This window comes from Vibrio sp. SALL6 (genome assembly GCF_002002385.1).
In the GTDB taxonomy this organism is placed as follows: Bacteria; Pseudomonadota; Gammaproteobacteria; order Enterobacterales; family Vibrionaceae; genus Vibrio; species Vibrio parahaemolyticus.
In genome coordinates this window covers 91,880-116,637 of record NZ_MQVK01000022.1, presented here as the reverse complement: position 1 = coordinate 116,637, position 24,758 = coordinate 91,880, and the positions used below count along the sequence as shown (strand labels likewise).

Here is a 24,758-nt window from a genome sequence, read left to right as displayed (position 1 = left end):
TTCCTTGATAAAAGGGTTGTCACTGAGAGCGCGAAGGTTTATATTGTCTCGCTCCAAAAGATGGCTACGTAGCTCAGCTGGTTAGAGCACATCACTCATAATGATGGGGTCACAGGTTCGAATCCCGTCGTAGCCACCATTCTTTCTTAATGAAAGAAACAAGAAATATAACTGTTAGTTTTTACCAATTAACTGATGGTTTATAGAGTTCAAGACGCGGAAGTGGCGGAATTGGTAGACGCACCAGATTTAGGTTCTGGCGCCGCAAGGTGTGAGAGTTCAAGTCTCTCCTTCCGCACCATCTTGATTCAACTCTATATAAAGAATATTTGCGGAAATGGCGGAATTGGTAGACGCACCAGATTTAGGTTCTGGCGCCGCAAGGTGTGAGAGTTCAAGTCTCTCTTTCCGCACCATTCTTTCTCTAGAAATAGAGATGATATAGTCTCATGACTATTGTCTGCAGGTCTATCGCCAAGCGGTAAGGCAGCGGCTTTTGATGCCGCCATTCCCTGGTTCGAATCCAGGTAGACCTGCCATTATTTTACGTTATTGAGTTTTACTCAGTAACTATGCGGAAGTGGCGGAATTGGTAGACGCACCAGATTTAGGTTCTGGCGCCGCAAGGTGTGAGAGTTCAAGTCTCTCCTTCCGCACCATATTTCAAGTAGTGAAAACTACTGCCTGTAGGGCTATCGCCAAGCGGTAAGGCAGCGGCTTTTGATGCCGCCATTCCCTGGTTCGAATCCAGGTAGCCCTGCCATTACAAAACGTTGTTGAGGTTTTACCAATTACCTTGATGACTACAAGATAAGTTGCGGAAGTGGCGGAATTGGTAGACGCACCAGATTTAGGTTCTGGCGCCGCAAGGTGTGAGAGTTCAAGTCTCTCCTTCCGCACCATATTTTAAGTAGTTGAAAAACTACTGCCTGCAGGTCTATCGCCAAGCGGTAAGGCAGCGGCTTTTGATGCCGCCATTCCCTGGTTCGAATCCAGGTAGACCTGCCATATACAATGTTGTTAAGGATCACCAATTTCCTTGATAACTATAAATCAAGATGCGGAAGTGGCGGAATTGGTAGACGCACCAGATTTAGGTTCTGGCGCCGCAAGGTGTGAGAGTTCAAGTCTCTCCTTCCGCACCATTCTTGATTTGAACAATTTGAGATGGCTACGTAGCTCAGCTGGTTAGAGCACATCACTCATAATGATGGGGTCACAGGTTCGAATCCCGTCGTAGCCACCATTTATAACGTTATTTAGGTTTTACCAATTACCTTTATAACTACAGAATAAGATGCGGAAGTGGCGGAATTGGTAGACGCACCAGATTTAGGTTCTGGCGCCGTAAGGTGTGAGAGTTCAAGTCTCTCCTTCCGCACCATCTTAATAATCATCTACAATATCAAATATGCGGAAATGGCGGAATTGGTAGACGCACCAGATTTAGGTTCTGGCGCCGCAAGGTGTGAGAGTTCAAGTCTCTCTTTCCGCACCATACTTTCCTTGTTTTGGAAAGCGCTTAGTTGAAAGGCTAAGACCTGTAGGGCTATCGCCAAGCGGTAAGGCAGCGGCTTTTGATGCCGCCATTCCCTGGTTCGAATCCAGGTAGCCCTGCCATTACAAAACGTTGTTGAGGTTTTACCAATTACCTTGATGACTACAAGATAAGTTGCGGAAGTGGCGGAATTGGTAGACGCACCAGATTTAGGTTCTGGCGCCGCAAGGTGTGAGAGTTCAAGTCTCTCCTTCCGCACCATCATTGAAAACCCAGCATTAATTTGCTGGGTTTTTTCTTTTTTCCGATTCTGGACTCGGTAGATCATTGATTTACCGAATTAAAAAAGCGAGCTCATGGCTCGCTTTTTTTCTATCTGGTTTGCTACGTAATACTTAGCCTACATACCTAACGCGTACTTCAATACTTGTGCTTTGATCGGCCCTGAATTTTCAGCCAGCTTTAATGCTGCATTGCGTGCAAGCTTCAAAGGCCCCAAATCATTGCTAAAGCCTTTGTAGAAAAAATCCATACCGGTCTGCATTAGAAGATTGTCCGGGCGACGAGTACGCTCATATTTTGCTAATAGAGCATCCGTTAACTCATCTTGCCCTTGTGTCACTGATAGCAATACATCAACGTCTTTAAAGCCTAAATTCACGCCCTGCCCCGCTAATGGATTGATTGTATGCGCTGAATCACCAACTAGCACACAACCTCTATGCGAATAGGACTGCGCGTGTCGACGTGTCAAAGGGAAAGAACCAAACTGCAGAACTTCGATATCTCCAAGCTCTTTAGGAAAGTGACGCACGATCTCTTCTCTTAATTGAGGTTTGGTCATAGCGCAAAGCTGTTTGATTCGTTTTGGGGAATCATACCAAACTAGAGATCCTTGCCCGACTTCTTGTCCATCTTCTGTCAATGAACACAAAGGTAGGAAAGAGCGAGGCCCACTAGGAGTGAACTGTTGCCAAGTAATGTCTTGTTGTGGCAACTCAGTTTTAACATTGATGAGCATACAATGTTGACGGTAATCCCAAGCAGTTAGGCCAATACCCGCTAGCTGACGTACTTTAGAATTGGCACCATCAGCGCCAATGATCCAGTTCGCATCAAACTGTTTGCCGCTTTCTAGCGTGATACGGTTTCCATCATTGAAATCGATGTCTTTTAATCGCTCAGGACACTTCACCGTTAAGTTGTCGAATTGCGCGAAAGCTTGCCAAAGGCCAAGTTGGATTAGGCGGTTTTCAACGATGTAGCCAAGTTGATCCAATGAAAGCTCATCAGAATGAAAACGAGTACGACACTCAGGATGCTCCCAAGTTTCCAGACGACGATAGGGACAGACGCGCATTGCTTCGATCGCCGACCAAGCATCTAATGATTCAAGTAATTTCACCGATTGATGTGAAATAGCAGAAACTCGCACGTCCAGAGCTTGAGCAGCATCGAATGCTTTAGGCTCCGCTCCTTCAACTACCACTACGCTTCTACCTTGCTTGGCAAATCCAACCGCGACAGCTGCCCCGACCATGCCGCCACCGATTACGGCGATGTCATACTTGTTCATTTTTTGCTCTTCATCATGCTGATTATTTGGCGTTTTTCAATTGTACGTTCCGAGGCTATTTTTACAAAATTGTTTAACAAAAAACCTTGCTGTATATAGGGCAAAAAACTAGATTTCATCAGGGTTTGCAGAGAATTCGTCAGATCACTAGTCAGGTGCTTTTTAAAGCAGTACAATACGCCGCTTACCGCCGTGATGGCGGCTATAATTTGAGCAATAGCTCTCCAATTTAAGTACAACTGAACGAGCGAAAGTGAGATGAGTAAGAAACTGCTAATTAAAACCTGGGGCTGCCAGATGAACGAATACGATTCATCAAAAATGGCCGACCTGCTTAATGCTGCAAACGGCTATGAGCTGACGGAAGAGCCAGAGGAAGCAGACGTACTTCTACTTAACACCTGTTCGATCCGTGAAAAAGCGCAAGAGAAAGTTTTCCACCAGCTAGGCCGTTGGAAAACACTAAAAGATAAAAAACCTGGCGTAGTTATCGGTGTAGGTGGTTGTGTAGCAACACAAGAAGGTGACCACATCCGTGAGCGTGCACCATACGTTGACGTGATCTTTGGCCCTCAAACTCTGCACCGCCTACCTGAGATGATCAAACAATCTCAAACTGACGATGCACCGGTAATGGACATTTCGTTCCCAGAGATTGAAAAGTTCGACCGCCTACCTGAGCCACGTGCAGAAGGTGCGACGGCGTTTGTTTCTATCATGGAAGGCTGTTCAAAATACTGCACTTACTGCGTTGTACCATACACTCGTGGTGAAGAAGTTAGTCGTCCAATGGATGACGTGTTATTCGAGATTGCACAGCTAGCAGAACAAGGTGTACGTGAAGTTAACCTACTAGGTCAAAACGTAAACGCATACCGTGGCCCTATGCACGACGGCGAGATCTGTTCTTTTGCTGAACTGCTTCGTCTCGTTGCATCTATCGATGGTATCGACCGTATTCGTTTCACGACTAGCCACCCGCTAGAGTTTACAGACGACATCATCGCGGTTTACGAAGATACCCCGGAGCTTGTGAGTTTCCTACACCTGCCAGTACAAAGTGGTAGTGACCGTATTCTAACGATGATGAAGCGTCCTCACACAGCTATCGAGTACAAGTCGATCATCCGTAAACTACGTAAAGCGCGTCCTGATATCCAAATCAGTTCTGACTTTATTGTTGGTTTCCCTGGTGAAACAGACAAAGACTTCCAAGACACAATGAAGCTAATCAAAGACGTAGACTTTGACATGAGCTTCAGCTTTATCTTCTCACCTCGTCCAGGTACACCAGCGGCAGATTACCCTTGTGATATACCAGAGCAAGTGAAAAAAGAGCGTCTATACGAGCTGCAACAAACCATCAATGCACAAGCAATGCGTTACTCACGCCTAATGCTTGGTACTGAGCAGCGTGTACTGGTTGAAGGCCCTTCTAAGAAAAACCTAATGGAACTGCGCGCTCGTACAGAAAACAACCGTGTAGTAAACTTTGAAGGTAGCGCAGACCTAATTGGTCAGTTCGTTGACGTGAAGATTACGGACGTATTTGCAAACTCGCTACGTGGTGAGCTAGTACGTACAGAAAAAGACATGGACCTTCGTAGTGTGATTTCTCCAACACAAATGATGGCGAAAACACGTCGCGAAGATGAGCTAGGTGTAGCTACTTTTACGCCATAAGCTCGTATAAATCGCCATGGAGAGCCTGGTCGTCATCAGGCTCTCATTGAGTGGCATAAAATGAGAGGCAACATTGAGCAATAAAATCGTAACTCTAGAAATTAACCTAGAACCTTCAGATAACCGCCGACTTGCTAGCCTGTGCGGTCCATTCGACGACAACATCAAGCATTTAGAACGCCGTCTAGGCGTTGAAATCAACCATCGTAGTGACCATTTTACCATTGTTGGTAAGCCTCACACCTCAGCGGCTGCGCTGGACATTCTAAAAACGCTTTATGTAGATACTGCGCCTGTGCGTGGCGAGATCCCAGATATCGAACCAGAACAAATTCATCTGGCGATCAAAGAATCTGGCGTATTAGAACAAAATACCGAGTCAAGTATTGCGCACGGTAAAGAAGTGTTCGTAAAAACCAAAAAAGGCGTCATTAAACCGCGCACACCAAACCAAGCTCAATACTTGGTCAATATGGTTACGCACGACATCTCTTTTGGTATTGGTCCTGCAGGTACAGGTAAGACTTACCTTGCCGTTGCAGCAGCAGTTGATGCACTAGAACGCCAAGAAATTCGTCGCATTCTTTTGACACGTCCGGCGGTAGAAGCGGGTGAAAAACTGGGTTTCTTACCTGGTGACTTAAGCCAAAAGGTTGACCCATACCTTCGTCCACTGTACGACGCATTATTCGAGATGCTAGGCTTCGAGCGAGTTGAAAAGCTGATTGAACGCAACGTTATAGAGGTCGCTCCTCTGGCATACATGCGCGGTCGTACGCTGAACGATGCTTTCATCATTTTAGATGAAAGTCAGAACACCACCGTTGAACAGATGAAAATGTTCCTGACTCGTATTGGTTTCAATTCGCGTGCGGTTATTACTGGTGACGTCACTCAGATCGACTTACCTCGTGGTGCGAAGTCAGGTCTTCGTCATGCGATTGAAGTGCTCAGTGAAGTCGACGACATCAGCTTTAACTTCTTCCAAGCAGATGACGTTGTTCGCCACCCTGTGGTTGCTCGCATCGTCAACGCCTACGAGAAGTGGGAAGCGCAAGATCAAAAAGAACGTAAAGAGTTCGAGAAACGTCGCCGTGAAGAGCGTGATGCTAAACTGTTAGAAGCAGCGAAAGCAGAACTTAGCGCTCAAGTCGCTGCAACTAAGGAATAAAAATGGCAATTGAACTTGATCTGCAACTGGCAGTCGAAAATGAAGAAGGCTTACCTTCGCAGCAAGACTTCCAACTTTGGTTAGACAAGACCATCCCTCTTTTCCAACCTCAAGCAGAAGTGACAATTCGAATTGTCGATGAGAAAGAAAGCCACGATCTTAACCATGAGTATCGTGGTAAAGATAAGCCGACGAATGTGCTTTCTTTCCCATTTGAAGCGCCTCCTGGCATGGAGATTGACCTTTTGGGCGATCTTATTATTTGCCGCCAAGTTGTTGAAAAAGAGGCAATTGAACAGAATAAGCCTCTGTTAGCACATTGGGCGCATATGGTTGTACATGGCAGCTTGCATCTGCTAGGTTATGATCATATCGAGGATGACGAAGCTGAAGAGATGGAGTCACTCGAAACCGAAATCATGCAAGGTATGGGTTATGAAGACCCTTATATTGCTGAAAAAGAGTAACCCTTTGGGTACTCGACAGGGAAAGGCGAACCAATAAAACAGTTCTCGCGTTCGCCTCTCTACGTGAGCTATCACACGTCTGATAGCGTTACTTAATTGAGAAACAATGAACGAAGATAATTCTCCCTCTTCTAACGAAGGTAAGAAAGAAAAGGCAGAAGGTCCGAGTAGAAAGTCCTTCTTTGAACGCCTAGGTCAACTATTTCAAGGCGAACCAAAAGACCGCCAAGAGCTTGTGGATGTAATCCGCGACTCAGAAGTAAATGACCTGATTGACCACGACACTCGCGATATGCTCGAAGGTGTTATGGAAATCTCCGAAATGCGTGTGCGTGACATCATGATCCCGCGTTCGCAAATGGTCACCGTTGAGCGCACTGACGATTTAGATACTCTAATCGCACTTATTACCGATGCTCAGCACTCTCGCTACCCAGTAATCAGCGAAGATAAAGACCATGTGGAAGGTATTCTTCTTGCGAAGGACTTACTTAAATACTTAGGCTCAGGCAGTAACCCATTTGATATTGAAGAAGTAATTCGACCTGCAGTTGTGGTACCGGAAAGCAAACGTGTTGACCGCCTGCTAAAAGAGTTCCGTGAAGAACGCTATCATATGGCGATTGTTGTCGATGAATTCGGTGGTGTTTCTGGTCTTGTGACCATTGAAGATATCCTGGAAGAAATCGTCGGGGATATCGAAGATGAATTCGATGAAAGCGAAGAAACAGACATTCGTAAGCTAAGCAAGCATACGTTTGCTGTCAGAGCGCTGACAACCATCGAAGAGTTTAATGAGACATTCGGTACCAACTTCAGCGATGAAGAAGTAGATACGGTAGGTGGCATGGTCATGACGGCCTTTGGTCACTTACCTTCTCGCGGCGAATTGGTCGAAATTGAAGGCTACAACTTCAAAGTGACCGCTGCCGATAACCGTCGTGTCATTCAACTCCAAGTGACCATTCCAGACGAAGAAACGCTGGTTGAAGCCACTCAAGAGTAACGCGATACCCTACTACCGGGAATATCAGAAAAAACAATAATGATGAATTTACTCTTTCATCGCCTCAAGCGGCCCTTAGTGGCCGCTTTTGTTGGCGCCTCCACTACCCTAGCATTTGCTCCTTACCAGTTGTGGCCAATTGCCATTCTTAGCCCTGCAATATTGCTAATTCTTCTTGCAAACCAAACACCTAAGCGCGCGCTTTGGATAGGTTATGCTTGGGGGTTAGGCCAATTTGCAACAGGTGTTAGCTGGGTTTATGTCAGCATTTCTGGCTTCGGCGGGATGCCGCTGATTGCGAACCTCTTCTTGATGGGTATGCTCATTGCCTACCTTGCAGTTTATTCCGGATTGTTCGCTTGGCTAAACAATAAGTTTTTCCCTCAATTTAGCCTCAGTAAAGCGCTTCTTGCTGCTCCTGCATTATGGCTAATTACCGATTGGTTGCGCGGTTGGGTGATGACCGGCTTCCCTTGGTTGTGGTTGGGCTATAGTCAAATTGATGCGCCACTAGCAAGCTTTGCACCGATCGGTGGTGTAGAACTGCTTACGCTGTTTGTTCTTATTAGTGCAGGAGCATTAGCATATGCGTGGATTCACAAACAGTGGTTGATGATTATCATCCCTGTTGTTTTGATGAGCGCAGGTTTTGGGATTCGCCAATGTGATTGGGTAACACCTCGCCCAGAAGACACCACCAAAGTGGCCTTGATTCAAGGTAACGTCGACCAGAACCTCAAATGGCTGCCAAGCCAACGCTGGCCAACCATCATGAAGTACGCCGACCTGACGCGTGAAAACTGGGACGCCGACATCATTGTCTGGCCAGAAGCAGCAATCCCTGCATTTGAAGTTGAAGTGCCTTCCTTCTTGAGCAACATCGACAGTGCCGCGAAGATGAACAACAGCGCCATCATCACAGGCATTGTTAATCAATCGGAGGACAGGCAGTTCTATAACAGCATTCTGTCGCTAGGCGTCACACCATACGGTGATTACAGCTTTGATATGAGCGAACGCTACCACAAGCATCACCTATTACCGTTTGGTGAGTTTGTTCCGTTTGAAGATATCTTGCGCCCGCTGGCTCCATTCTTCAATTTACCAATGTCGTCGTTTAGTCGTGGGGCGTTCGTGCAACCTAATATCGTTGCGAACGGCATGCACATGGCACCAGCGCTCTGTTACGAGATCATTTTTAATGAACAAGTGCGTCAAAACGTTACTGACGAAACCGACTTCATTCTAACGCTTTCGAACGATGCATGGTTTGGACATTCGATTGGACCACTTCAACATATGGAAATCGCTCGCATGCGTGCTCTGGAACTGGGCAAGCCGCTGATCCGTTCAACAAACAACGGCTTAACAGCAGTAACCGATTATAAAGGCAAGATTGTAGAGCAAGTTCCTCAATTTGAAACAGCTGTACTACGTGCAGAGCTCACCCCAACAGATGGAACAACACCATACCGAACGTTTGGCACTTGGCCATTGTATTTTTGGGTTGCGCTGAGTTTAATGCTGGCTTGGTGGTTACCGAGAAAGAAAGACTAAAAACGTCATTTTTTGACATAAGACGAATAACGAAAAAGAGGCCACACGGCCTCTTTTTTTCTTATCAAGCAAATACAAAAAGATTGTATAGGTGGCTATGGTTTCAAGGACTGACGACTAAAGCCTTTGTGGCCACATTTGATACATGGAATGATGATAGTTGGATGGTTGTAGGTAGTTTTATGTCCGCACTCATCACAGACAAGTGTGCCTAAGCCGATAACCTCGCCAGCTTCATACAAGCCTTGATGCTCCAAGTCATCAAAAAGCTCTACCCATTCAACTTTGGTACGGTCCGTAATCTCTAGTAAGCCTTGCCAAATGGAATCCGCTACCGTTAAGTAAAAAGGACCGCTTTTGCTGTCTTCATAGCTCTCAGAAAACTCTTTTAAGTCGGCTTTCACATACGCGGCAATTAAGGCCAACTCATCTTTGGTCAAGTCATTGGCGGCTTCCACCACTTTGCCCGACGTTTCTAAAGCTTTGTTAACTTCTTCCGGACTTTGCTTCAAGGTTTCAATCACATCCTCGAGCATTTCCTCATAACCTGTTTTACGTTTAGGCATAACTGACCTCCATTCTTTCTCCTACCTAGGCGCATTCAGTGCGCATGGGTACAGATTGGCTATTGTTGTGATCCCTAGCTTTAGGTATTCTATGACGATCTATTTAAGTCTGTTCTAACCGAACTCACAAATTCCAAGATAACCGGATATCATCGATGCAAGAACAATACAATCCACAAGACATTGAACAGAAAGTTCAAAAGCACTGGGATGACAACAAGACCTTTGTTGTAAGTGAAGACCCAAATAAAGAAAAATTCTACTGTCTATCTATGTTCCCATACCCAAGTGGTCGACTGCACATGGGTCACGTGCGCAACTACACCATCGGTGACGTAGTATCTCGCTTCCAACGCCTACAAGGCAAAAATGTAATGCAACCAATTGGTTGGGATGCGTTCGGTCTACCAGCAGAAAACGCAGCGGTGAAAAACAACACAGCTCCTGCGCCATGGACTTACGAAAACATCGAATACATGAAAAACCAGCTTAAATTGCTAGGTTTTGGCTACGACTGGAATCGTGAATTCGCAACTTGTACGCCTGAGTACTACCGTTGGGAACAAGAGTTCTTCACTAAGCTTTACGAAAAAGGCCTAGTTTACAAGAAGACGTCTTCTGTTAACTGGTGTCCAAACGACCAAACCGTTCTTGCAAACGAACAGGTTGAAGACGGCTGCTGCTGGCGTTGTGACACTCCAGTAGAGCAAAAAGAGATCCCTCAGTGGTTCATCAAGATCACAGAATACGCGCAAGAGCTACTTGACGATCTAGACAAACTTGAAGGTTGGCCAGAAATGGTTAAGACCATGCAACGCAATTGGATTGGTCGCTCTGAAGGTGTGGAACTGAAGTTTGAAGTGAAAGGTCAACAAGACCTAGAAGTTTACACAACGCGTCCAGACACACTAATGGGTGTGACTTACGTTGGTATCGCAGCGGGTCATCCTCTAGCAACGCTAGCTGCAGAGAACAACCCAGAGCTTGCTGCATTCATCGAAGAATGTAAGAACACCAAAGTTGCTGAAGCTGAACTGGCGACAATGGAGAAGAAAGGTATGGCAACTGGCCTTACTGCTATTCATCCATTGAACGGTCGTGAAGTACCAGTTTACGTCGCAAACTTCGTATTGATGGACTACGGTACAGGCGCTGTAATGGCAGTACCTGCACACGACCAACGCGACTTCGAATTCGCAACTAAGTACGGTCTAGACATCATCCCAGTGATCAAACCAGCAGATGGTAGCGAGCTAGACATCTCTGAAGCGGCGTACACAGAAAAAGGTGTATTGTTCGATTCAGGTGAGTTCGACGGCCTAGAATTCCAAGCGGCATTCGATGCAATTGCAGCGAAGCTAGAAGCGGAAGGTAAAGGCACTAAGACCGTTAACTTCCGTCTACGTGACTGGGGTGTATCTCGTCAACGTTACTGGGGCGCACCAATCCCAATGGTAACCACTGAAGACGGTGAAGTTCACCCAGTACCTGCTGACCAACTACCAGTGATTCTTCCAGAAGACGTGGTAATGGACGGCGTAACCAGCCCAATCAAAGCAGACAAAGAATGGGCGAAGACCACATTCAACGGCGAACCGGCTCTACGTGAGACAGATACGTTCGATACGTTCATGGAATCTTCTTGGTACTACGCACGTTACTGTTCACCACAAGCTGACGATATCCTAGATCCAGAAAAAGCAAACTACTGGCTACCAGTAGACCAGTACATCGGCGGTATCGAGCACGCTTGTATGCACCTATTGTACTCACGCTTCTTCCACAAATTGCTACGTGATGCAGGCTACGTAACGTCTGACGAGCCGTTCAAACAACTACTATGTCAAGGCATGGTACTGGCTGACGCGTTCTACTTCGAGAACGAGAAAGGCGGTAAAGAGTGGGTTGCACCAACAGATGTTGCTGTAGAGCGTGACGGTAAAGGCCGCATCATTTCTGCTAAAGACAACGAAGGCCGTGATGTAACACACTCAGGCATGATCAAAATGTCTAAGTCTAAAAACAACGGTATCGACCCTCAAGAGATGGTAGACAAGTACGGTGCTGATACAGTGCGTCTATTCATGATGTTCGCATCTCCAGCAGACATGACGCTTGAGTGGCAAGAGTCTGGCGTAGAAGGTGCAAACCGCTTCCTAAAACGTGTTTGGAAACTAGTGAAAGAACACTCAGAGAAAGGCGCAGCAGAAGCAGTGGATGCAGCAGCACTTTCTGGTGAGCAAAAAGCACTTCGTCGTGACGTTCACAAAACTATCGCGAAAGTGACTGACGATATCGCTCGTCGTCAAACGTTCAACACAGCAATCGCAGCAATCATGGAACTGATGAACAAGCTAGCGAAAGCACCTCAAGAATCTGCACAAGATCGTGCAATTCTTGATGAAGCGCTAAAAGCAGTTGTAACGATGCTTTACCCAATCACTCCGCACATTTCATACGAGTTATGGACTGCGCTTGGTGAGTCAAACATCGACAACGCAGCATGGCCAACGTTTGATGAGAAAGCGCTAGTTGAAGACGAAAAAACTATCGTTGTTCAAGTTAACGGTAAGCTACGTGCGAAGTTAACAGTAGCGGCAGACGCAACGAAAGAACAAGTTGAAGAGCTTGGTCTAAACGACGAAAACGTTACTAAGTTCACAGATGGCCTAACAATCCGTAAAGTAATTTACGTCCCAGGTAAACTGCTGAACATCGTTGCAAACTAAGCGGTCACTGTAAGCAAATTACAGCTTGCAATAACGCAGAGCGAACTAATTCGCACGCTAAGAGTCTTTAAACAGGGTAGTTCACTACCCTGTTTATTTACCTCAAACCATTCACAGTGAGTGGTTTAAGGTAAATAACCCCTTCAATTTAGGATGAATACAATCAATGCGCTTTTTCTCTTTGATTAAACTACCAGTGGTATTGGTACTAGCGGGGCTTCTTTCTGCCTGTGGTTTTCACCTTCGTGGCGAGTATTCCGTTCCGGAAGAGCTGCACACCATGTCATTCTCTAGCTACGATGAATACAGCAAACTCACACGCTATGTACGCTCTCAGCTGCAACTCAACAAAGTTGACCTAGTTCAGCCGTCATCTTCAGTACCAAATCTGCATTTAATCAAAGCAACCATGGATGAGCGAACGCTCTCGCTTTACCAAAACAGTCGTGCGGCAGAAAAAGAATTGACTTACGTGGTGCAATATCGCGTCACAATTCCAGGGTTTGGCTCAAAAAATTTCACCACAACCGTGAACCGCAACTATTTAGACAACCCGCTAACAGCATTGGCAAAATCGGTTGAACGTGACGTAATCGAAGACGAGATGCGTCAACAAGCAGCGAAACAGATGATGCGTCAACTTGGCCGAATCCGTGCTGAGTACGAAGCGGGGCAAATTGCAGCGCCAACTGAGAAAACAAACTCTTAATCAACATGCGAATTTATGCTGACAAGCTAGCTGACCATCTAGCCAAACACTTAAAGCAGGTTTATCTGATCTTCGGAAACGAACCGCTACTGATCCAAGAAAGCCGCCAAGCGATTCAAAAAACCGCTCTACAACATGGTTTTGAAGAAAGACACCGTTTTGCTGTCGATGCAAGTTTAGATTGGAACCAAGTGTATGACTGCTTTCAAGCTCTGAGCTTATTTTCTAGTCGACAACTCATTGAGCTTGAGATCCCAGAAAGCGGTGTCACCACAGCCATCAGCAAAGAGCTACAGACTCTGTGTGACATGCTGCATGATGACATCATGCTAGTGATCATCGGAACGAAGCTGACTAAAGCGCAAGAAAATGCCAAATGGTTTAAAGCACTGAATGCCAAAGGCGACTGGGTCAGCTGCTTAACGCCGGATCTTCAGCGTTTGCCTATGTTTGTGCAAACGCGCTGCCGCGCATTGGGTTTAAAGCCCGATCAGCAATCCTTACAGATGTTGGCACAGTGGCATGAAGGCAACTTATTTGCACTTTCTCAGAGTCTAGAGAAACTGGCTTTGCTCTATCCTGATGGCGAACTGACTGTTGTACGCTTAGAGGAAGCCTTAAGTCGACACAACCACTTTACGACGTTTAACTGGATTGATGCGTTACTTGCAGGTAAAGCTAATCGTGCTCAACGCATCCTGCGTCAATTAGAAGCCGAAGGCATTGAAACGGTCATTCTCATCCGAAGTGTGCAGAAAGAGTTCAACCAACTATTAAGCATGCATCAAGATCTGACTCAAATGTCGATTAGCCAAGTCTTTGAGAAGTATCGCGTTTGGCAAAATAAACGTCCGCTTTATAACGCCGCGTTAATGCGCTTATCAGCAAGCCGTATTTGCGCCCTAATCTCCTTGCTTGCACAAGCTGAGATTAAAGCCAAAACCCAGTATGACGAGTCCGTCTGGCCAACTATTCATCAATTGAGCTTAGAAACCTGCTCTCCTGATATTAAGCTGGCAATTTAAAAATCAAAGCGTGCTATAGTGCGCGACCTATTTTGCCCAACTACACGCAAAATAGATGAGATGTAAAAGAGATAACCCGAGGAAAACCGAGTGCTTCGCGAAGAACTGAAAGACTTTTTAGCAGACAAAGCCGACGATATGAAAGCGGAAGATATTGTCATCCTAAACGTGGAAGACAAATCCAGCGTAACAGACTACATGATCATTTGTACGGGTACGTCTAAACGCCACGTTTCATCCATCGCCGATCACGTTGCATCTGAAGTAAAAAAAGCAGGCCTTGAACCTTTAGGTATGGAAGGAGAAAACGAAGGTGAATGGGTTGTCCTAGATATGGGCGATGCGATGCTGCATGTCATGCAGGAAGAACACCGCTCTCTGTACCAACTAGAAAAACTCTGGGGTTAATCTTTTGAAAATTCAACTAATTGCCGTTGGCACAAAAATGCCAAAGTGGGTTGAAGAAGGCTTCCAAGAATACCGTCGCCGTTTCCCTCATGATATGCCACTAGAGTTGGTTGAAATCTCAGCAGGAAAACGCGGCAAAAACGCTGATATTGCTCGAATTCTACAAAAAGAAGGCGAAGCGATGTTAGCAGCAGTGCCAAAAGGCAATCGTATCGTGACCCTAGATATTCCCGGTAAAAAGTGGGACACCCCACAGCTGGCAGAGCAGCTAGAAGCTTGGAAACTCGATGGTCGTGACGTTTCTATTCTGATAGGTGGTCCTGAAGGTTTAGCACCTGCATGTAAAGCCGCAGCCGACCAAAGTTGGTCACTGTCAGCGCTAACGTTACCGCACCCACTTGTGCGTATCGTCATGGCAGAGAGTTTATACCGAGCGTGGAGCATTACCGCTAACCACCCTTACCATCGCGAATAATCGTTGTTTAACTTTAGAGCCAAGCGTTAATGATTCGTAGACGCCGCAGTCAAATCCGAGATTATCAAGCCGAAGCGCGCCTGTTCGCCAGCCGCGCTATCGTTGCTTTTTTCGGCATCGTTGTTTTGATGGGCTTGCTGGTCGCCAATATGTACAACATTCAGGTGAACCAGTTTCAAGATTATCAAACCCGTTCAAATGACAACCGCATCAAAGTGGTTCCTATTGCGCCAAACCGCGGTCTTATCTACGACCGAAATGGTGTCCTGTTAGCCGAAAACCGTCCTGTATTTAACTTGGAGCTGACTCCAGAAAAAATCAAAGACATCGACGCTACTATCCAAGAATTGCAAACCATTCTGGAAATCACACCAGAACAGATCGAACGCTTCCATCGTGAGCGTAAGCGTACTCGTCGATTCAAATCCGTCCCATTGCTAACCCAGCTGAACGAAAAGCAGGTCGCGGTCTTTTCCGTCAACCAATACCGTTTTCCTGGTGTTGAAATTAGTGCCACACTCAAACGTTACTACCCTTACGGGGAAGTGTTAACGCACGTAATCGGCTATGTTTCTCGTATCAATGACCGCGACATGCAGCGTTTGATTCGAGAAGAAAAAGACGCCAACTACCAAGCGACTCGTGATATCGGTAAGTTGGGCATCGAAAAATACTACGAAGATCTGCTGCACGGCACTGCTGGCTACCAAGAAGTGGAAGTCAACAGCCGAGGACGCGTGATTCGCACGTTAAAGTACGTACCGCCAGTTCCGGGCAAAGACATTGTCTTAAACCTCGATATCAACTTGCAGCTTTACGTTCATCAGCTTTTGGATGGTCGACGTGGCAGCGCTATCGTGCTTGATCCTCGTGACAATGGGGTGCTAGCTATGGTGTCTAGCCCAAGTTACGACCCGAACGCTTTTGTCCACGGCATTTCTGGTAAAGCCTATCGCGATTTGTTGAACGATAAAAACCGCCCGTTGGTAAACCGCACAACGCTAGGTATTTATCCGCCAGCTTCAACAATCAAGCCATTTATGGCAGTCGCAGCGTTGCAAGAAGGCGTAATCACGCCAAATACTACTCGCAACGACCCAGGTTATTGGCGCATTCCTAACTCAGACACTCGTCCATTCCGTGACTGGTTGCGTTGGGGACATGGCCGCGTAGATGTCATTAAATCCATTGAAGAGTCTGTTGATACGTTTTACTACCAAATTGCTTATGACTTGGGGATCGACCGAATTTCAAACTGGATGATGATGTTTGGTTTTGGTGACTACACAGGCATCGATATCTACGAAGAAAGTAAGGCTAATATGCCAACTCGTGATTGGAAGATGTCTCGTCACAAAACGCCTTGGTATAAAGGTGACACCATTCCTGTTGGTATCGGCCAAGGCTATTGGACGGCGACACCTATGCAAATTGCGAAAGCAACATCGGTGTTAGTGAATAATGGTGCGGTTTCCGCTCCTCACCTCCTAAAGTCCACCATCGATAATGGTGATAACTTTGAGGAACAAGAAACCTCTGAATACGTAACCTACCCACCGATTCAAAATGTGCCAGAAAAATACTGGGATATTGCGAAAGAAGGTATGCGCCGTGTAAACCATGGTACTCGTGGTACGGCTCGTCGTTCTTTCTACAATATGAGCTACCAGACAGCCGGTAAATCAGGTACAGCGCAGGTCTTTGGCTTGGGCGAGAACGAAGAGTACAACGCAGATGAAATCGCGGAACACTTGCGTGACCACGCCCTGTTTACGGGCTTTGCTCCGTTTGACGATCCAAAAGTTATCGTTACTCTCGTGCTAGAAAACGCAGGCGGTGGCTCAAGTAACGGTGGTCCAATGGCGAGAAAAATCTTTGACCGAGTGGTACTTGGCCCAGAAGAAATCAAACCAGAAGATGACAAAACCAACGCGCAAAAAGAGGTTACACGCTAATGAAGATGGATCCCTCTACAGGTAAAAACCGCGCCTTGTTTGAGCGCTTCCATATCGACTTGCCCCTCCTACTCGGCATCTTTGCTTTAATGGGTTTTGGTCTTGTGATCATGTACAGTGCCAGCGGACAAAGTTTGGAGATGATGGATCGCCAAGCAATGCGCATGGTATTGTCTCTTGTCGTGATGGTGGTTCTGGCTCAACTTTCTCCACGAACGTATGAAAGCCTGGCGCCACTAATGTTTGTTGCCGGTGTAGTTTTACTATTTGGCGTACTGTTCTTTGGTGAGGCCTCGAAAGGTGCGCAACGCTGGCTCAACCTAGGCTTTGTTCGATTCCAACCGTCCGAATTACTCAAACTTGCGGTACCGTTGATGGTTGCGCGCTATATCGGCCGCCAACCATTACCACCAACATTCCGAACGCTGATTGTTGCGCTAATCATGGTGTGCTTACCAACGATTCTTATCGCGAAACAACCAGATTTGGGAACGTCGATTCTGATTGCGGCTTCAGGTATTTTCGTTATTTTCCTAGCAGGCATCAGTTGGAAGATCATCGCTGCTGCTGCCATTGCCTTAGGTGGTTTCATACCAATTTTGTGGTTCTTCTTGATGCGCGAATACCAAAAGGTTCGCGTTCGTACTCTGTTCAATCCAGAATCTGACCCACTTGGCGCGGGTTACCACATTATCCAAAGTAAAATTGCGATTGGTTCTGGCGGTATTTCCGGTAAAGGTTGGTTGCACGGTACGCAGTCACAACTGGAATTTCTTCCTGAACGACACACTGACTTTATCTTTGCAGTAATTGCTGAGGAATGGGGTATGATTGGCTTCCTTTGCCTATTAGCCATCTATCTCTTCATTATTGGTCGAGGTTTGTACCTTGCTAGCCAAGCACAAACCGCGTTTGGACGAATGATGGCAGGCAGTATTGTACTTAGCTTCTTCGTGTATATTTTTGTAAATATCGGCATGGTGAGTGGCATCCTACCTGTTGTAGGTGTACCGTTACCACTGATCAGCTATGGCGGTACCTCGATGGTGACCCTAATGGCTGGTTTTGGCATTTTGATGTCGATTCATACGCACCGAAAAGCATTCTCTAAGGCGACCTAGACATGCAAAAACGCGCTTTATATTCCTTAGTTTTTTCTGCACTGATTTTGGCTGGTTGTTCATCCACCAGCCAAAAGACACAAGAAGGCCGTTACGAACTTGAATCCGATGTAGCACCTGATACACCGCTTTCAGTCGAACACATCGAGGATGCGCATCCCAAATACGAACCTTACAGCCTAGGTGGTAATACCGATTACCACTTGCGCGGTAATGATTACAAGATCGTTCGCGACGCAAAAGGGTTTACTGAAAAAGGTCGTGCATCTTGGTACGGTAAAAAGTTCCAGGGGCATTTGACGTCTAACGGTGAAATCTACGACATGTACTCCATGACGGCTGCGCATAAAACGCTACCGTTACCAAGTTATGTGAAAGTGACCAACACCGACAATGGCAAAATCACAGTCGTTCGAGTAAATGACCGAGGTCCGTTTCACGATGGCCGTATCATCGACTTGAGCTACGCCGCTGCGCATAAATTGGATGTCATAAAAACAGGAACGGCGAATGTTGAAATCGAAGTTATCAGCGTAGAGAAACCTACCGATCAAAAGTCGCTAGAATCTCACCCAAAGTACGTCATTCAAGTCGCATCTTCAAAAAATGAAGATCGCGCACGAACTTTAGGCGCAGAGCTTGGTCAAAAGCTGGATACCGAAACTTTCTTAGAAAACGCGAAAGAGTCTTATCGCTTGTTATTGGGTCCATTTACTGACTATTCCCTGACGCAAGCCACACTGGATAAAGTAAAGTTGCTCGGCTATTCGTCCGCATTTATTAAAAAACACAACACTGCGAAATGACCTTGAGTCATGAATTTCTAAACGAAGCCCCTCTTACATAAGTGGGGATTCTGGTAAGATGTGTGCAGTTAAACCCAAAAATTTGAATTACCATGAATAAAAATAAGTTTGTGAAATCTATTCTCGTTTCTTCGGTTGCCCTTTCTGCAACCTTCGCTCAATCTGCTTTTGCATCACCAGTCGTTGTTCCAGATGCGCCTCAAATTGCGGCAAAAGGCTACGTACTGATGGATTACCATTCAGGTAAAGTGCTAGCAGAAAAAGAAATGAACACAAAATTGTCTCCTGCTAGTCTAACTAAAATGATGACCAGCTACGTAATCGGCCAAGAGCTAGCACGTGGTAATATCTCAGAAGATGATGACGTAACCATCAGTAAGAATGCATGGGCGAAAAACTTCCCAGATTCTTCAAAAATGTTCATTGAAGTAGGTACTACGGTAAAAGTACGCGATCTTAACCGTGGCATCATCATTCAATCAGGTAACGATGCGTGTGTGGCAATGGCTGAACACATCGCAGGTTCTGAAGATGCATTTGTTGACCTAATGAACGCGTGGGCAAATACCCTAGGCATGAAGAACTCTCATTTTGCCAACGTTCACGGCCTAGATAACTCAGAACTGTACTCAACACCTTACGACATGGCGCTACTTGGTAAAGCCCTGATTCGTGACGTGCCAGACGAGTACCGTGTTTACTCTGAAAAGAAATTCACTTACAACGGCATCACCCAATACAACCGCAACGGTCTACTTTGGGATAAGAGCATGAACGTTGATGGCATCAAAACTGGCCACACAAGCAATGCAGGTTACAGCCTAGTAAGTTCAGCAACAGAAGGCCAAATGCGTTTGGTTGCTGTAGTGATGGGCACTAAAGATGCAAATGCTCGTAAATCAGAAAGCAAAAAACTACTGAGCTACGGCTTCCGCTTCTTCGAAACAGTAGCGCCTCACAAAGCGGGTGAAACCTTCGTAGAAGAAAAAGTGTGGATGGGTAACAAAGACACCGTTGCTCTGGGTCTTGATCAAGACACTTACGTAACACTGCCACGCGGTGAAGCGAAAAACCTAAAAGCAAGCTTCGTACTTGAAAAAGAGCTAGAAGCCCCAATTAATAAAGGTGATGTAGTCGGTAAGCTATACTATCAAATCGATGGTGAAGATATTGCTGAATACCCGCTAATGGCACTAGAAACCGTAGAGCAAGGCAGCTTGTTCAGCCGTTTATGGGATTACATCGTATTGTTATTCAAGAGCTTCTTCTAAACGAGTCGCAGAATAGCAAACTTATTCGCAAAGCCGCCAATTATGGCGGCTTTTTAAGTCTGTGATCCTCACCTTGAGTTCACCCTAATTTGACTGTACTATTTCGCACCGCAACGAATACCAACTGGAGTTATCGATATGCTAACCATCAACTCTGATGCAAAATTGAAAGACCTGCTTGAGTTCCCTTGTTCTTTTACTTACAAGGTAATGGGTCATGCAAAGCCTGAGCTTCCAGAACTCGTTCTTGAAGTAATCCAGCGCCATGCTCCAGGTGACTACAGCCCAAAAGTCAAACCAAGCGCTAAAGGCAACTACCACTCAGTGTCTATCAACATCACTGCAACGTCTATCGAGCAGGTTGAAACCCTATACAAAGAACTGGGCGAAATCGACATCGTTCGTATGGTTCTATAATTTTTTGATAGATTAAATTTTTTTTGAAAGCAGCTTCGGCTGCTTTCTTTTTATTTATCAACCAGATAAATCAATGTTCTTGTACTTTCAGTTAAAAATCTGTTACTCAGCGGTAGAGCATCTGGGTCATCCGGTTTATAATCCAAAAACTTTATATATTAGCGACAGGAATTCCCATGCAACACCAACTTGTTGTAAAACGACTTGGCCGCCAAGACTATGAGCCTGTATGGAAGGCGATGCATAAGTTCACCGACCAACGCACAGAAGAAACCCCTGATGAAGTCTGGTTGGTCGAACATAACCCAGTATTTACCCAAGGGCAGGCAGGCAAAGCCGAGCACTTAATTAACACTGGTGATATTCCTGTCGTACAAAGTGACCGTGGTGGTCAGGTAACCTATCATGGTCCTGGTCAACTCGTGGCTTACTTCTTGATCAACCTACGTCGCAAAAAATTAGGCGTACGAGATCTCGTTACAACCATCGAGAACCTCGTGATCAACACATTAAAAGCATACAATATCGACTCTGCCGCAAGACCAGACGCCCCTGGCGTTTACGTCGATGGCAAGAAAATATGCTCTCTCGGTCTACGTATTCGTAAAGGTTGCTCATTCCATGGGTTAGCCCTGAATGTAAATATGGACTTAACGCCGTTCCTACGCATCAACCCTTGTGGTTATGCAGGCATGGAAATGGTTCAAGTGAGCCAATTTAACGGCCCGAGTGACGTAGAAACCGTAGAAAAACAATTAATAGAAGAACTCGTTACTTTGCTCGATTACGAGCGAGTAGAATTCAGCACAGAAGCACCTTCTCAAGGTAATAAAGCATGAGCAAACCAATCCAGATGGAAAAAGGCGTTAAATATCGTGACGCCGATAAAATGGCATTGATTCCCGTAAAGAACATGCCTACAGAGCAGAAAGAAGTGCTACGTAAGCCTGATTGGATGAAGATCAAGCTACCAGCCGACAGCCAACGAATTCAAGACATCAAAGCTGCGATGCGTAAGAACAAACTTCACTCCGTATGTGAAGAAGCGTCTTGCCCTAACCTAGCGGAATGTTTTAACCACGGTACAGCAACCTTCATGATCCTAGGTGCAATCTGTACTCGTCGTTGTCCTTTCTGTGACGTTGCTCATGGCCGTCCATTACCACCAGAAGCAGAAGAGCCACAAAAACTGGCAAGAACTATCGCCGACATGAAACTGAAGTACGTTGTTATTACTTCAGTAGACCGTGACGACCTACGTGATGGTGGTGCACAGCACTTTGCCGATTGTAACCGTGAGATCCGCGCGTTAAACCCAGACATCAAGATCGAAACACTGGTTCCTGACTTCCGTGGTCGTATGGACGTAGCGCTTGACCTGATGAAAGACAACCCGCCAGATGTCTTCAACCACAACCTAGAAACTGCACCACGTCTTTACCGTAAAGCTCGCCCAGGTGCGAACTACAAGTGGTCACTTGAGCTTCTTAAGAAGTTCAAAGAACAGCATCCAGATGTACCGACCAAATCAGGTCTGATGATGGGCCTTGGTGAAACCAAAGAAGAAATCATCGAAGTGCTTAAAGATCTGCGTGCACACGGTGTAACGATGCTGACTCTAGGTCAGTACCTAGCGCCAAGCCGTCACCACTTGCCTGTAGAACGTTACGTTCCACCATCAGAGTTTGACGAGCTAAAAGAAGTCGCATTAGAGCTAGGCTTCACGCACGCAGCATGTGGTCCATTTGTTCGCTCTTCATACCATGCCGATATGCAGGCACAAGGTCTTGAGATCAAATAAGCATCTTGAACTCGAAAACTGAAAAGGTTGGCTTAGTGCCAACCTTTTTTGTATCTGCCAACCAAGAGATACCCTGCACCACTCTCTTTTATTCGATGGCACGATTAAACAATCCCAGACGCCAGACAAACAAAAAGGCCCTCAGCTGAGGACCTTTAGTATTTTCAAACTGATTCGTTTCTAGTTCAGGGAAAAGGCGCGCAGTTTACAACTGTAAATGAGCACCTTTGACGCAAAAATAGAGCGAATCAGGCAGAACAATTAGGCGTAAACCGGTAGACGCTTACAGATTTCTAATACTTTCTGTTTAGTCGCTTCGATAACTTCTTCGTTGCCGATGTTATCTAGAACGTCACACATCCAGTTTGCTAGATCTTTTGCATCTTCTTCAGTAAAACCACGACGAGTGATCGCTGGTGTACCTACACGAATACCAGACGTTACGAATGGGCTGCGTGGGTCATTTGGTACTGAGTTCTTGTTTACTGTGATGTTTGCTGCACCTAGTGCCGCGTCTGCATCTTTACCAGTGATGTCTTTGTCGATTAGATCAACAAGGAACAAGTGGTTTTCTGTGCCGTTAGATACGATTTTGTAGCCACGCTCTTGGAACTGACCAACCATTGCTTTTGCGTTTTTCACTACGCGAGCTTGGTAAGCTTTGAACTCTGGCTCCATCGCTTCTTTGAACGCTACTGCTTTACCAGCGATAACGTGCATTAGAGGACCACCTTGACCACCAGGGAACACAGCTGAGTTCAGCTTCTTGTACATATCTTCGCCAGCATTAGACAAGATAAGACCACCGCGAGGGCCTGCTAGTGTTTTGTGCGTCGTTGTTGTTACTACGTGAGCGTGTGGAACAGGTGTTGGGTATTCGCCTGCTGCGATAAGACCAGCTACGTGTGCCATATCAACGAAAAGGTAAGCATCTACTTTGTCCGCGATTTCACGCATGCGCTTCCAATCAACGATTTGCGAGTAAGCAGAGAAACCACCGATGATCATCTTAGGCTTGTGCTCAAGCGCTAGCTGTTCCATCTCGTCGTAATTGATTTGACCCGCTTCATCGATACCGTAAGGGATAACGTTGTAATGCTTACCAGAGAAGTTTACTGGAGAACCGTGAGTCAGGTGACCACCGTGCGCTAGGCTCATACCTAGTACTGTATCGCCTGGGTTAAGAAGCGCCATGTAAACTGCGCTGTTTGCTTGAGAACCTGAGTGAGGTTGTACGTTCGCGTACTCACAACCGAATAGTTTGCATGCACGATCGATAGCAAGCTGTTCTGCTTTATCTACGTACTCACAACCGCCGTAGTAACGCTTGCCTGGGTAGCCTTCAGCGTATTTGTTCGTTAGCTGAGAACCTTGCGCTTCCATTACACGTGGACTTGTGTAGTTTTCAGAAGCGATAAGTTCAATGTGTTCTTCCTGGCGAAGGGTTTCTTCCTGGATAGCTGCGAACAGTTCCGCATCGTAATCTGCGATGTTCATATCACGCTTAAGCATCTGTATCTCCTGACTCAGATTAGTACTGAAAGTTGCAAAAAAACTGGTTAACGACCTAACGCAAACGTTTTCGTCGCATCAATGGCGCGCATTCTACATAATTTGATCTAGGTCATAAAGAGAAATTTACAATTTTTCTCATGCAGTTTTTTCATGATGACAAGCAATAGTTATCATGGTGATGTTGCAATTGTTCAACCACGATTTATTGCCTGTCAATTTTGTGCTTTACACCCTGTAAAACAGCAATTACATAGGTTTACCGCAAATTTTACCCTCTAGCTACCGAAAAGATCATCTTTTTACTACTATGCACGCCTTATTTCTCACCGATGACTGCAATTTTGATGGAAAAACACTCAAGAAAAGAAGACTGGATAGCAATTCTCACTGGTACCTTTTTGGTAGCTCAGGGCGTTTTCTTTCTCCAATCCGCGAACCTTCTAACAGGAGGCACGACTGGATTGGCATTGCTAATAAGCCAATTTACACCTTTTACCTTTGGTGTGCTGTACTTTTTGGCAAACTGTCCTTTTTACTTACTCGCATGGAAACGCTTCGGCCGTCATTTCGCAATCAATAGCGCTATTTCTGGCGCTTTGGTTTCTATCTTTGCCGATCACCTTTATTTGCTGATCTCACTCGAATCCGTTAACGAAATTTATTGCGCGGTAGCAGGTGGCCTATTGATGGGATTAGGTATGCTGATTTTGTTCCGACATCGCTCCAGCCTAGGTGGCTTTAACGTGTTGTGTTTGTTTATTCAGGACAAGTTTGGCATTTCTGTTGGCAAAAGCCAGATGGCAATCGATGCATGTATCCTGTTTGCTTCGTTCTTCTTTGTCACTCCAGAGGTGATTGGCCTTTCGATTTTGGGTGCCTTTGCACTGAATGTCGTATTGGCGATGAATCACAAACCACACCGATATTCCGTTACCTACGGTTCATAAACTTTTGATGATAATTGACGCGCGATTTATAAGATTTCGCGCTTCAATAACTATA

General features: G+C 45.8%; 21 protein-coding genes and 14 tRNA genes. 32 read left to right on the top strand and 3 right to left on the bottom strand.

The genetic code is table 11. From position 1 onward, the window contains the following. Window positions 1-62: 62 nt before the first annotated feature. From BIW15_RS14390 to BIW15_RS14325, 14 genes are all read left to right on the top strand, one after another. Window positions 63-139 (top strand) — tRNA-Met (locus tag BIW15_RS14390). 77 nt (window positions 140-216) lie between these two features. Continuing rightward, window positions 217-301 (top strand) — tRNA-Leu (locus tag BIW15_RS14385). Between the two features lie 30 nt (window positions 302-331). After that, window positions 332-416 (top strand) — tRNA-Leu (locus BIW15_RS14380). Window positions 417-464: 48 nt separating this feature from the next. Next, window positions 465-539, top strand: a tRNA-Gln gene (locus tag BIW15_RS14375). Between the two features lie 35 nt (window positions 540-574). Further along, window positions 575-659 (top strand) — tRNA-Leu (locus tag BIW15_RS14370). 29 nt (window positions 660-688) lie between these two features. Next, window positions 689-763: transfer RNA gene (locus BIW15_RS14365), tRNA-Gln, on the top strand. Window positions 764-817: 54 nt separating this feature from the next. Continuing rightward, window positions 818-902 (top strand) — tRNA-Leu (locus tag BIW15_RS14360). Window positions 903-933: 31 nt separating this feature from the next. Beyond that, window positions 934-1,008: transfer RNA gene (locus tag BIW15_RS14355), tRNA-Gln, on the top strand. 52 nt (window positions 1,009-1,060) lie between these two features. Next, window positions 1,061-1,145 (top strand) — tRNA-Leu (locus BIW15_RS14350). Window positions 1,146-1,169: 24 nt separating this feature from the next. Then, window positions 1,170-1,246, top strand: a tRNA-Met gene (locus tag BIW15_RS14345). 53 nt (window positions 1,247-1,299) lie between these two features. Further along, window positions 1,300-1,384, top strand: a tRNA-Leu gene (locus BIW15_RS14340). 29 nt (window positions 1,385-1,413) lie between these two features. Then, window positions 1,414-1,498, top strand: a tRNA-Leu gene (locus BIW15_RS14335). Window positions 1,499-1,545: 47 nt separating this feature from the next. Next, window positions 1,546-1,620, top strand: a tRNA-Gln gene (locus BIW15_RS14330). A 54-nt stretch (window positions 1,621-1,674) separates the two neighbouring features. Next, window positions 1,675-1,759, top strand: a tRNA-Leu gene (locus BIW15_RS14325). Window positions 1,760-1,898: 139 nt separating this feature from the next. Here BIW15_RS14325 and BIW15_RS14320 read toward each other — a convergent pair. Next, on the bottom strand, window positions 1,899-3,074 hold the full coding sequence (locus tag BIW15_RS14320; RefSeq protein WP_077281200.1) for a 2-octaprenyl-3-methyl-6-methoxy-1,4-benzoquinol hydroxylase: 1,176 nt from the start codon (window positions 3,072-3,074) through the stop codon (window positions 1,899-1,901). Window positions 3,075-3,332: 258 nt separating this feature from the next. On the opposite strand from BIW15_RS14320, the gene miaB reads away from it, so the two are divergent. The 5 genes from miaB (at window position 3,333) to lnt (ending at window position 8,958) form a co-directional block, all read left to right on the top strand. Next, on the top strand, window positions 3,333-4,757 hold the full coding sequence (gene miaB, locus BIW15_RS14315) for a tRNA (N6-isopentenyl adenosine(37)-C2)-methylthiotransferase MiaB (protein WP_005496209.1): 1,425 nt from the start codon (window positions 3,333-3,335) through the stop codon (window positions 4,755-4,757). A 73-nt stretch (window positions 4,758-4,830) separates the two neighbouring features. Next, window positions 4,831-5,928 (top strand): PhoH family protein, encoded by a 1,098-nt coding sequence (locus BIW15_RS14310; RefSeq protein ID WP_005483495.1) that lies wholly within the window; start codon window positions 4,831-4,833, stop codon window positions 5,926-5,928. A 2-nt stretch (window positions 5,929-5,930) separates the two neighbouring features. Further along, window positions 5,931-6,395 carry an rRNA maturation RNase YbeY gene (gene ybeY / locus BIW15_RS14305; RefSeq protein WP_017448782.1) on the top strand — a complete coding sequence of 155 codons (465 nt, stop codon included), beginning with the start codon at window positions 5,931-5,933 and terminating at the stop codon, window positions 6,393-6,395. Between the two features lie 106 nt (window positions 6,396-6,501). After that, the gene (gene corC, locus BIW15_RS14300) at window positions 6,502-7,401 is read left to right on the top strand and encodes a CNNM family magnesium/cobalt transport protein CorC (protein WP_005483493.1); all 900 of its coding nucleotides are present in this window, start codon (window positions 6,502-6,504) and stop codon (window positions 7,399-7,401) included. A gap of 39 nt (window positions 7,402-7,440) precedes the next feature. After that, on the top strand, window positions 7,441-8,958 hold the full coding sequence (gene lnt / locus BIW15_RS14295) for an apolipoprotein N-acyltransferase (RefSeq protein WP_031821823.1): 1,518 nt from the start codon (window positions 7,441-7,443) through the stop codon (window positions 8,956-8,958). Between the two features lie 95 nt (window positions 8,959-9,053). Here lnt and BIW15_RS14290 read toward each other — a convergent pair whose 3' ends face one another. Continuing rightward, window positions 9,054-9,524: a zinc ribbon-containing protein gene (locus BIW15_RS14290; RefSeq protein ID WP_005454505.1), complete on the bottom strand. Its 471-nt coding sequence runs from the start codon at window positions 9,522-9,524 to the stop codon at window positions 9,054-9,056. A 155-nt stretch (window positions 9,525-9,679) separates the two neighbouring features. Here BIW15_RS14290 and leuS point away from each other — a divergent pair, with 155 nt between their 5' ends. The 12 genes from leuS to lipA all read left to right on the top strand — a co-directional run bounded on the left by leuS (window position 9,680) and on the right by lipA (window position 22,241). Further along, window positions 9,680-12,253, top strand: coding sequence for a leucine--tRNA ligase (gene leuS, locus BIW15_RS14285; protein ID WP_023585967.1), 2,574 nt, complete (start codon window positions 9,680-9,682; stop codon window positions 12,251-12,253). A 166-nt stretch (window positions 12,254-12,419) separates the two neighbouring features. Next, window positions 12,420-12,962 carry an LPS assembly lipoprotein LptE gene (lptE, locus tag BIW15_RS14280; protein WP_005454508.1) on the top strand — a complete coding sequence of 181 codons (543 nt, stop codon included), beginning with the start codon at window positions 12,420-12,422 and terminating at the stop codon, window positions 12,960-12,962. Window positions 12,963-12,967: 5 nt separating this feature from the next. Next, window positions 12,968-13,987: a DNA polymerase III subunit delta gene (gene holA / locus BIW15_RS14275; RefSeq protein WP_015296350.1), complete on the top strand. Its 1,020-nt coding sequence runs from the start codon at window positions 12,968-12,970 to the stop codon at window positions 13,985-13,987. 90 nt (window positions 13,988-14,077) lie between these two features. After that, window positions 14,078-14,395 (top strand): ribosome silencing factor, encoded by a 318-nt coding sequence (rsfS, locus tag BIW15_RS14270; protein WP_005456130.1) that lies wholly within the window; start codon window positions 14,078-14,080, stop codon window positions 14,393-14,395. 4 nt (window positions 14,396-14,399) lie between these two features. Beyond that, window positions 14,400-14,870, top strand: a complete 471-nt coding sequence (gene rlmH, locus BIW15_RS14265) for a 23S rRNA (pseudouridine(1915)-N(3))-methyltransferase RlmH (RefSeq protein WP_005456129.1) — start codon at window positions 14,400-14,402, stop codon at window positions 14,868-14,870. 29 nt (window positions 14,871-14,899) lie between these two features. After that, a complete protein-coding gene (gene mrdA, locus BIW15_RS14260; RefSeq protein ID WP_005493014.1) occupies window positions 14,900-16,825 on the top strand; it encodes a penicillin-binding protein 2 in 1,926 nt (641 codons plus the stop codon). After that, complete coding sequence (rodA, locus tag BIW15_RS14255) at window positions 16,825-17,946, top strand: rod shape-determining protein RodA (RefSeq protein WP_005483658.1); 1,122 nt, start codon at window positions 16,825-16,827, stop codon at window positions 17,944-17,946. The genes mrdA and rodA overlap by 1 nt, the downstream gene beginning before the upstream one ends. A 2-nt stretch (window positions 17,947-17,948) precedes the next feature. Further along, window positions 17,949-18,752, top strand: coding sequence for a septal ring lytic transglycosylase RlpA family protein (locus tag BIW15_RS14250; RefSeq protein ID WP_077281199.1), 804 nt, complete (start codon window positions 17,949-17,951; stop codon window positions 18,750-18,752). Window positions 18,753-18,844: 92 nt separating this feature from the next. Then, window positions 18,845-20,023 carry a serine hydrolase gene (locus BIW15_RS14245; RefSeq protein ID WP_005488796.1) on the top strand — a complete coding sequence of 393 codons (1,179 nt, stop codon included), beginning with the start codon at window positions 18,845-18,847 and terminating at the stop codon, window positions 20,021-20,023. Between the two features lie 138 nt (window positions 20,024-20,161). Beyond that, entirely contained in the window at window positions 20,162-20,440 is a 279-nt protein-coding gene (gene ybeD, locus BIW15_RS14240) for a DUF493 family protein YbeD (protein ID WP_005488798.1), read from the top strand. A 176-nt stretch (window positions 20,441-20,616) separates the two neighbouring features. After that, complete coding sequence (gene lipB, locus BIW15_RS14235) at window positions 20,617-21,279, top strand: lipoyl(octanoyl) transferase LipB (protein ID WP_077281198.1); 663 nt, start codon at window positions 20,617-20,619, stop codon at window positions 21,277-21,279. Then, complete coding sequence (gene lipA, locus BIW15_RS14230; RefSeq protein WP_005496220.1) at window positions 21,276-22,241, top strand: lipoyl synthase; 966 nt, start codon at window positions 21,276-21,278, stop codon at window positions 22,239-22,241. The genes lipB and lipA overlap by 4 nt, the downstream gene beginning before the upstream one ends. 261 nt (window positions 22,242-22,502) lie before the next feature. Here lipA and glyA read toward each other — a convergent pair whose 3' ends face one another. Continuing rightward, window positions 22,503-23,753, bottom strand: a complete 1,251-nt coding sequence (gene glyA / locus BIW15_RS14225; protein WP_005479594.1) for a serine hydroxymethyltransferase — start codon at window positions 23,751-23,753, stop codon at window positions 22,503-22,505. Between the two features lie 347 nt (window positions 23,754-24,100). Between glyA and BIW15_RS14220 the strand changes: the two genes are divergently transcribed. Further along, window positions 24,101-24,703, top strand: a complete 603-nt coding sequence (locus tag BIW15_RS14220) for a YitT family protein (RefSeq protein ID WP_005496223.1) — start codon at window positions 24,101-24,103, stop codon at window positions 24,701-24,703. The last annotated feature ends 55 nt before the right edge of the window (window positions 24,704-24,758 follow it).

What these genes read in the sequence shown, in the direction of transcription:
- rodA (WP_005483658.1), top strand. Translation starts at nt 16,825, where the DNA reads ATGAAGATGGATCCCTCTACAGGTAAAAACCGCGCCTTGTTTGAGCGC.
- holA (WP_015296350.1), top strand. Translation starts at nt 12,968, where the DNA reads ATGCGAATTTATGCTGACAAGCTAGCTGACCATCTAGCCAAACACTTA.
- lipA (WP_005496220.1), top strand. Translation starts at nt 21,276, where the DNA reads ATGAGCAAACCAATCCAGATGGAAAAAGGCGTTAAATATCGTGACGCC.
- BIW15_RS14320 (WP_077281200.1), bottom strand. Translation starts at nt 3,074, where the DNA reads ATGAACAAGTATGACATCGCCGTAATCGGTGGCGGCATGGTCGGGGCA.
- lnt (WP_031821823.1), top strand. Translation starts at nt 7,441, where the DNA reads ATGATGAATTTACTCTTTCATCGCCTCAAGCGGCCCTTAGTGGCCGCT.
- leuS (WP_023585967.1), top strand. Translation starts at nt 9,680, where the DNA reads ATGCAAGAACAATACAATCCACAAGACATTGAACAGAAAGTTCAAAAG.
- BIW15_RS14250 (WP_077281199.1), top strand. Translation starts at nt 17,949, where the DNA reads ATGCAAAAACGCGCTTTATATTCCTTAGTTTTTTCTGCACTGATTTTG.
- lipB (WP_077281198.1), top strand. Translation starts at nt 20,617, where the DNA reads ATGCAACACCAACTTGTTGTAAAACGACTTGGCCGCCAAGACTATGAG.
- BIW15_RS14290 (WP_005454505.1), bottom strand. Translation starts at nt 9,524, where the DNA reads ATGCCTAAACGTAAAACAGGTTATGAGGAAATGCTCGAGGATGTGATT.
- lptE (WP_005454508.1), top strand. Translation starts at nt 12,420, where the DNA reads ATGCGCTTTTTCTCTTTGATTAAACTACCAGTGGTATTGGTACTAGCG.
- mrdA (WP_005493014.1), top strand. Translation starts at nt 14,900, where the DNA reads ATGATTCGTAGACGCCGCAGTCAAATCCGAGATTATCAAGCCGAAGCG.
- BIW15_RS14245 (WP_005488796.1), top strand. Translation starts at nt 18,845, where the DNA reads ATGAATAAAAATAAGTTTGTGAAATCTATTCTCGTTTCTTCGGTTGCC.
- ybeY (WP_017448782.1), top strand. Translation starts at nt 5,931, where the DNA reads ATGGCAATTGAACTTGATCTGCAACTGGCAGTCGAAAATGAAGAAGGC.
- glyA (WP_005479594.1), bottom strand. Translation starts at nt 23,753, where the DNA reads ATGCTTAAGCGTGATATGAACATCGCAGATTACGATGCGGAACTGTTC.
- miaB (WP_005496209.1), top strand. Translation starts at nt 3,333, where the DNA reads ATGAGTAAGAAACTGCTAATTAAAACCTGGGGCTGCCAGATGAACGAA.
- BIW15_RS14220 (WP_005496223.1), top strand. Translation starts at nt 24,101, where the DNA reads ATGGAAAAACACTCAAGAAAAGAAGACTGGATAGCAATTCTCACTGGT.
- corC (WP_005483493.1), top strand. Translation starts at nt 6,502, where the DNA reads ATGAACGAAGATAATTCTCCCTCTTCTAACGAAGGTAAGAAAGAAAAG.
- ybeD (WP_005488798.1), top strand. Translation starts at nt 20,162, where the DNA reads ATGCTAACCATCAACTCTGATGCAAAATTGAAAGACCTGCTTGAGTTC.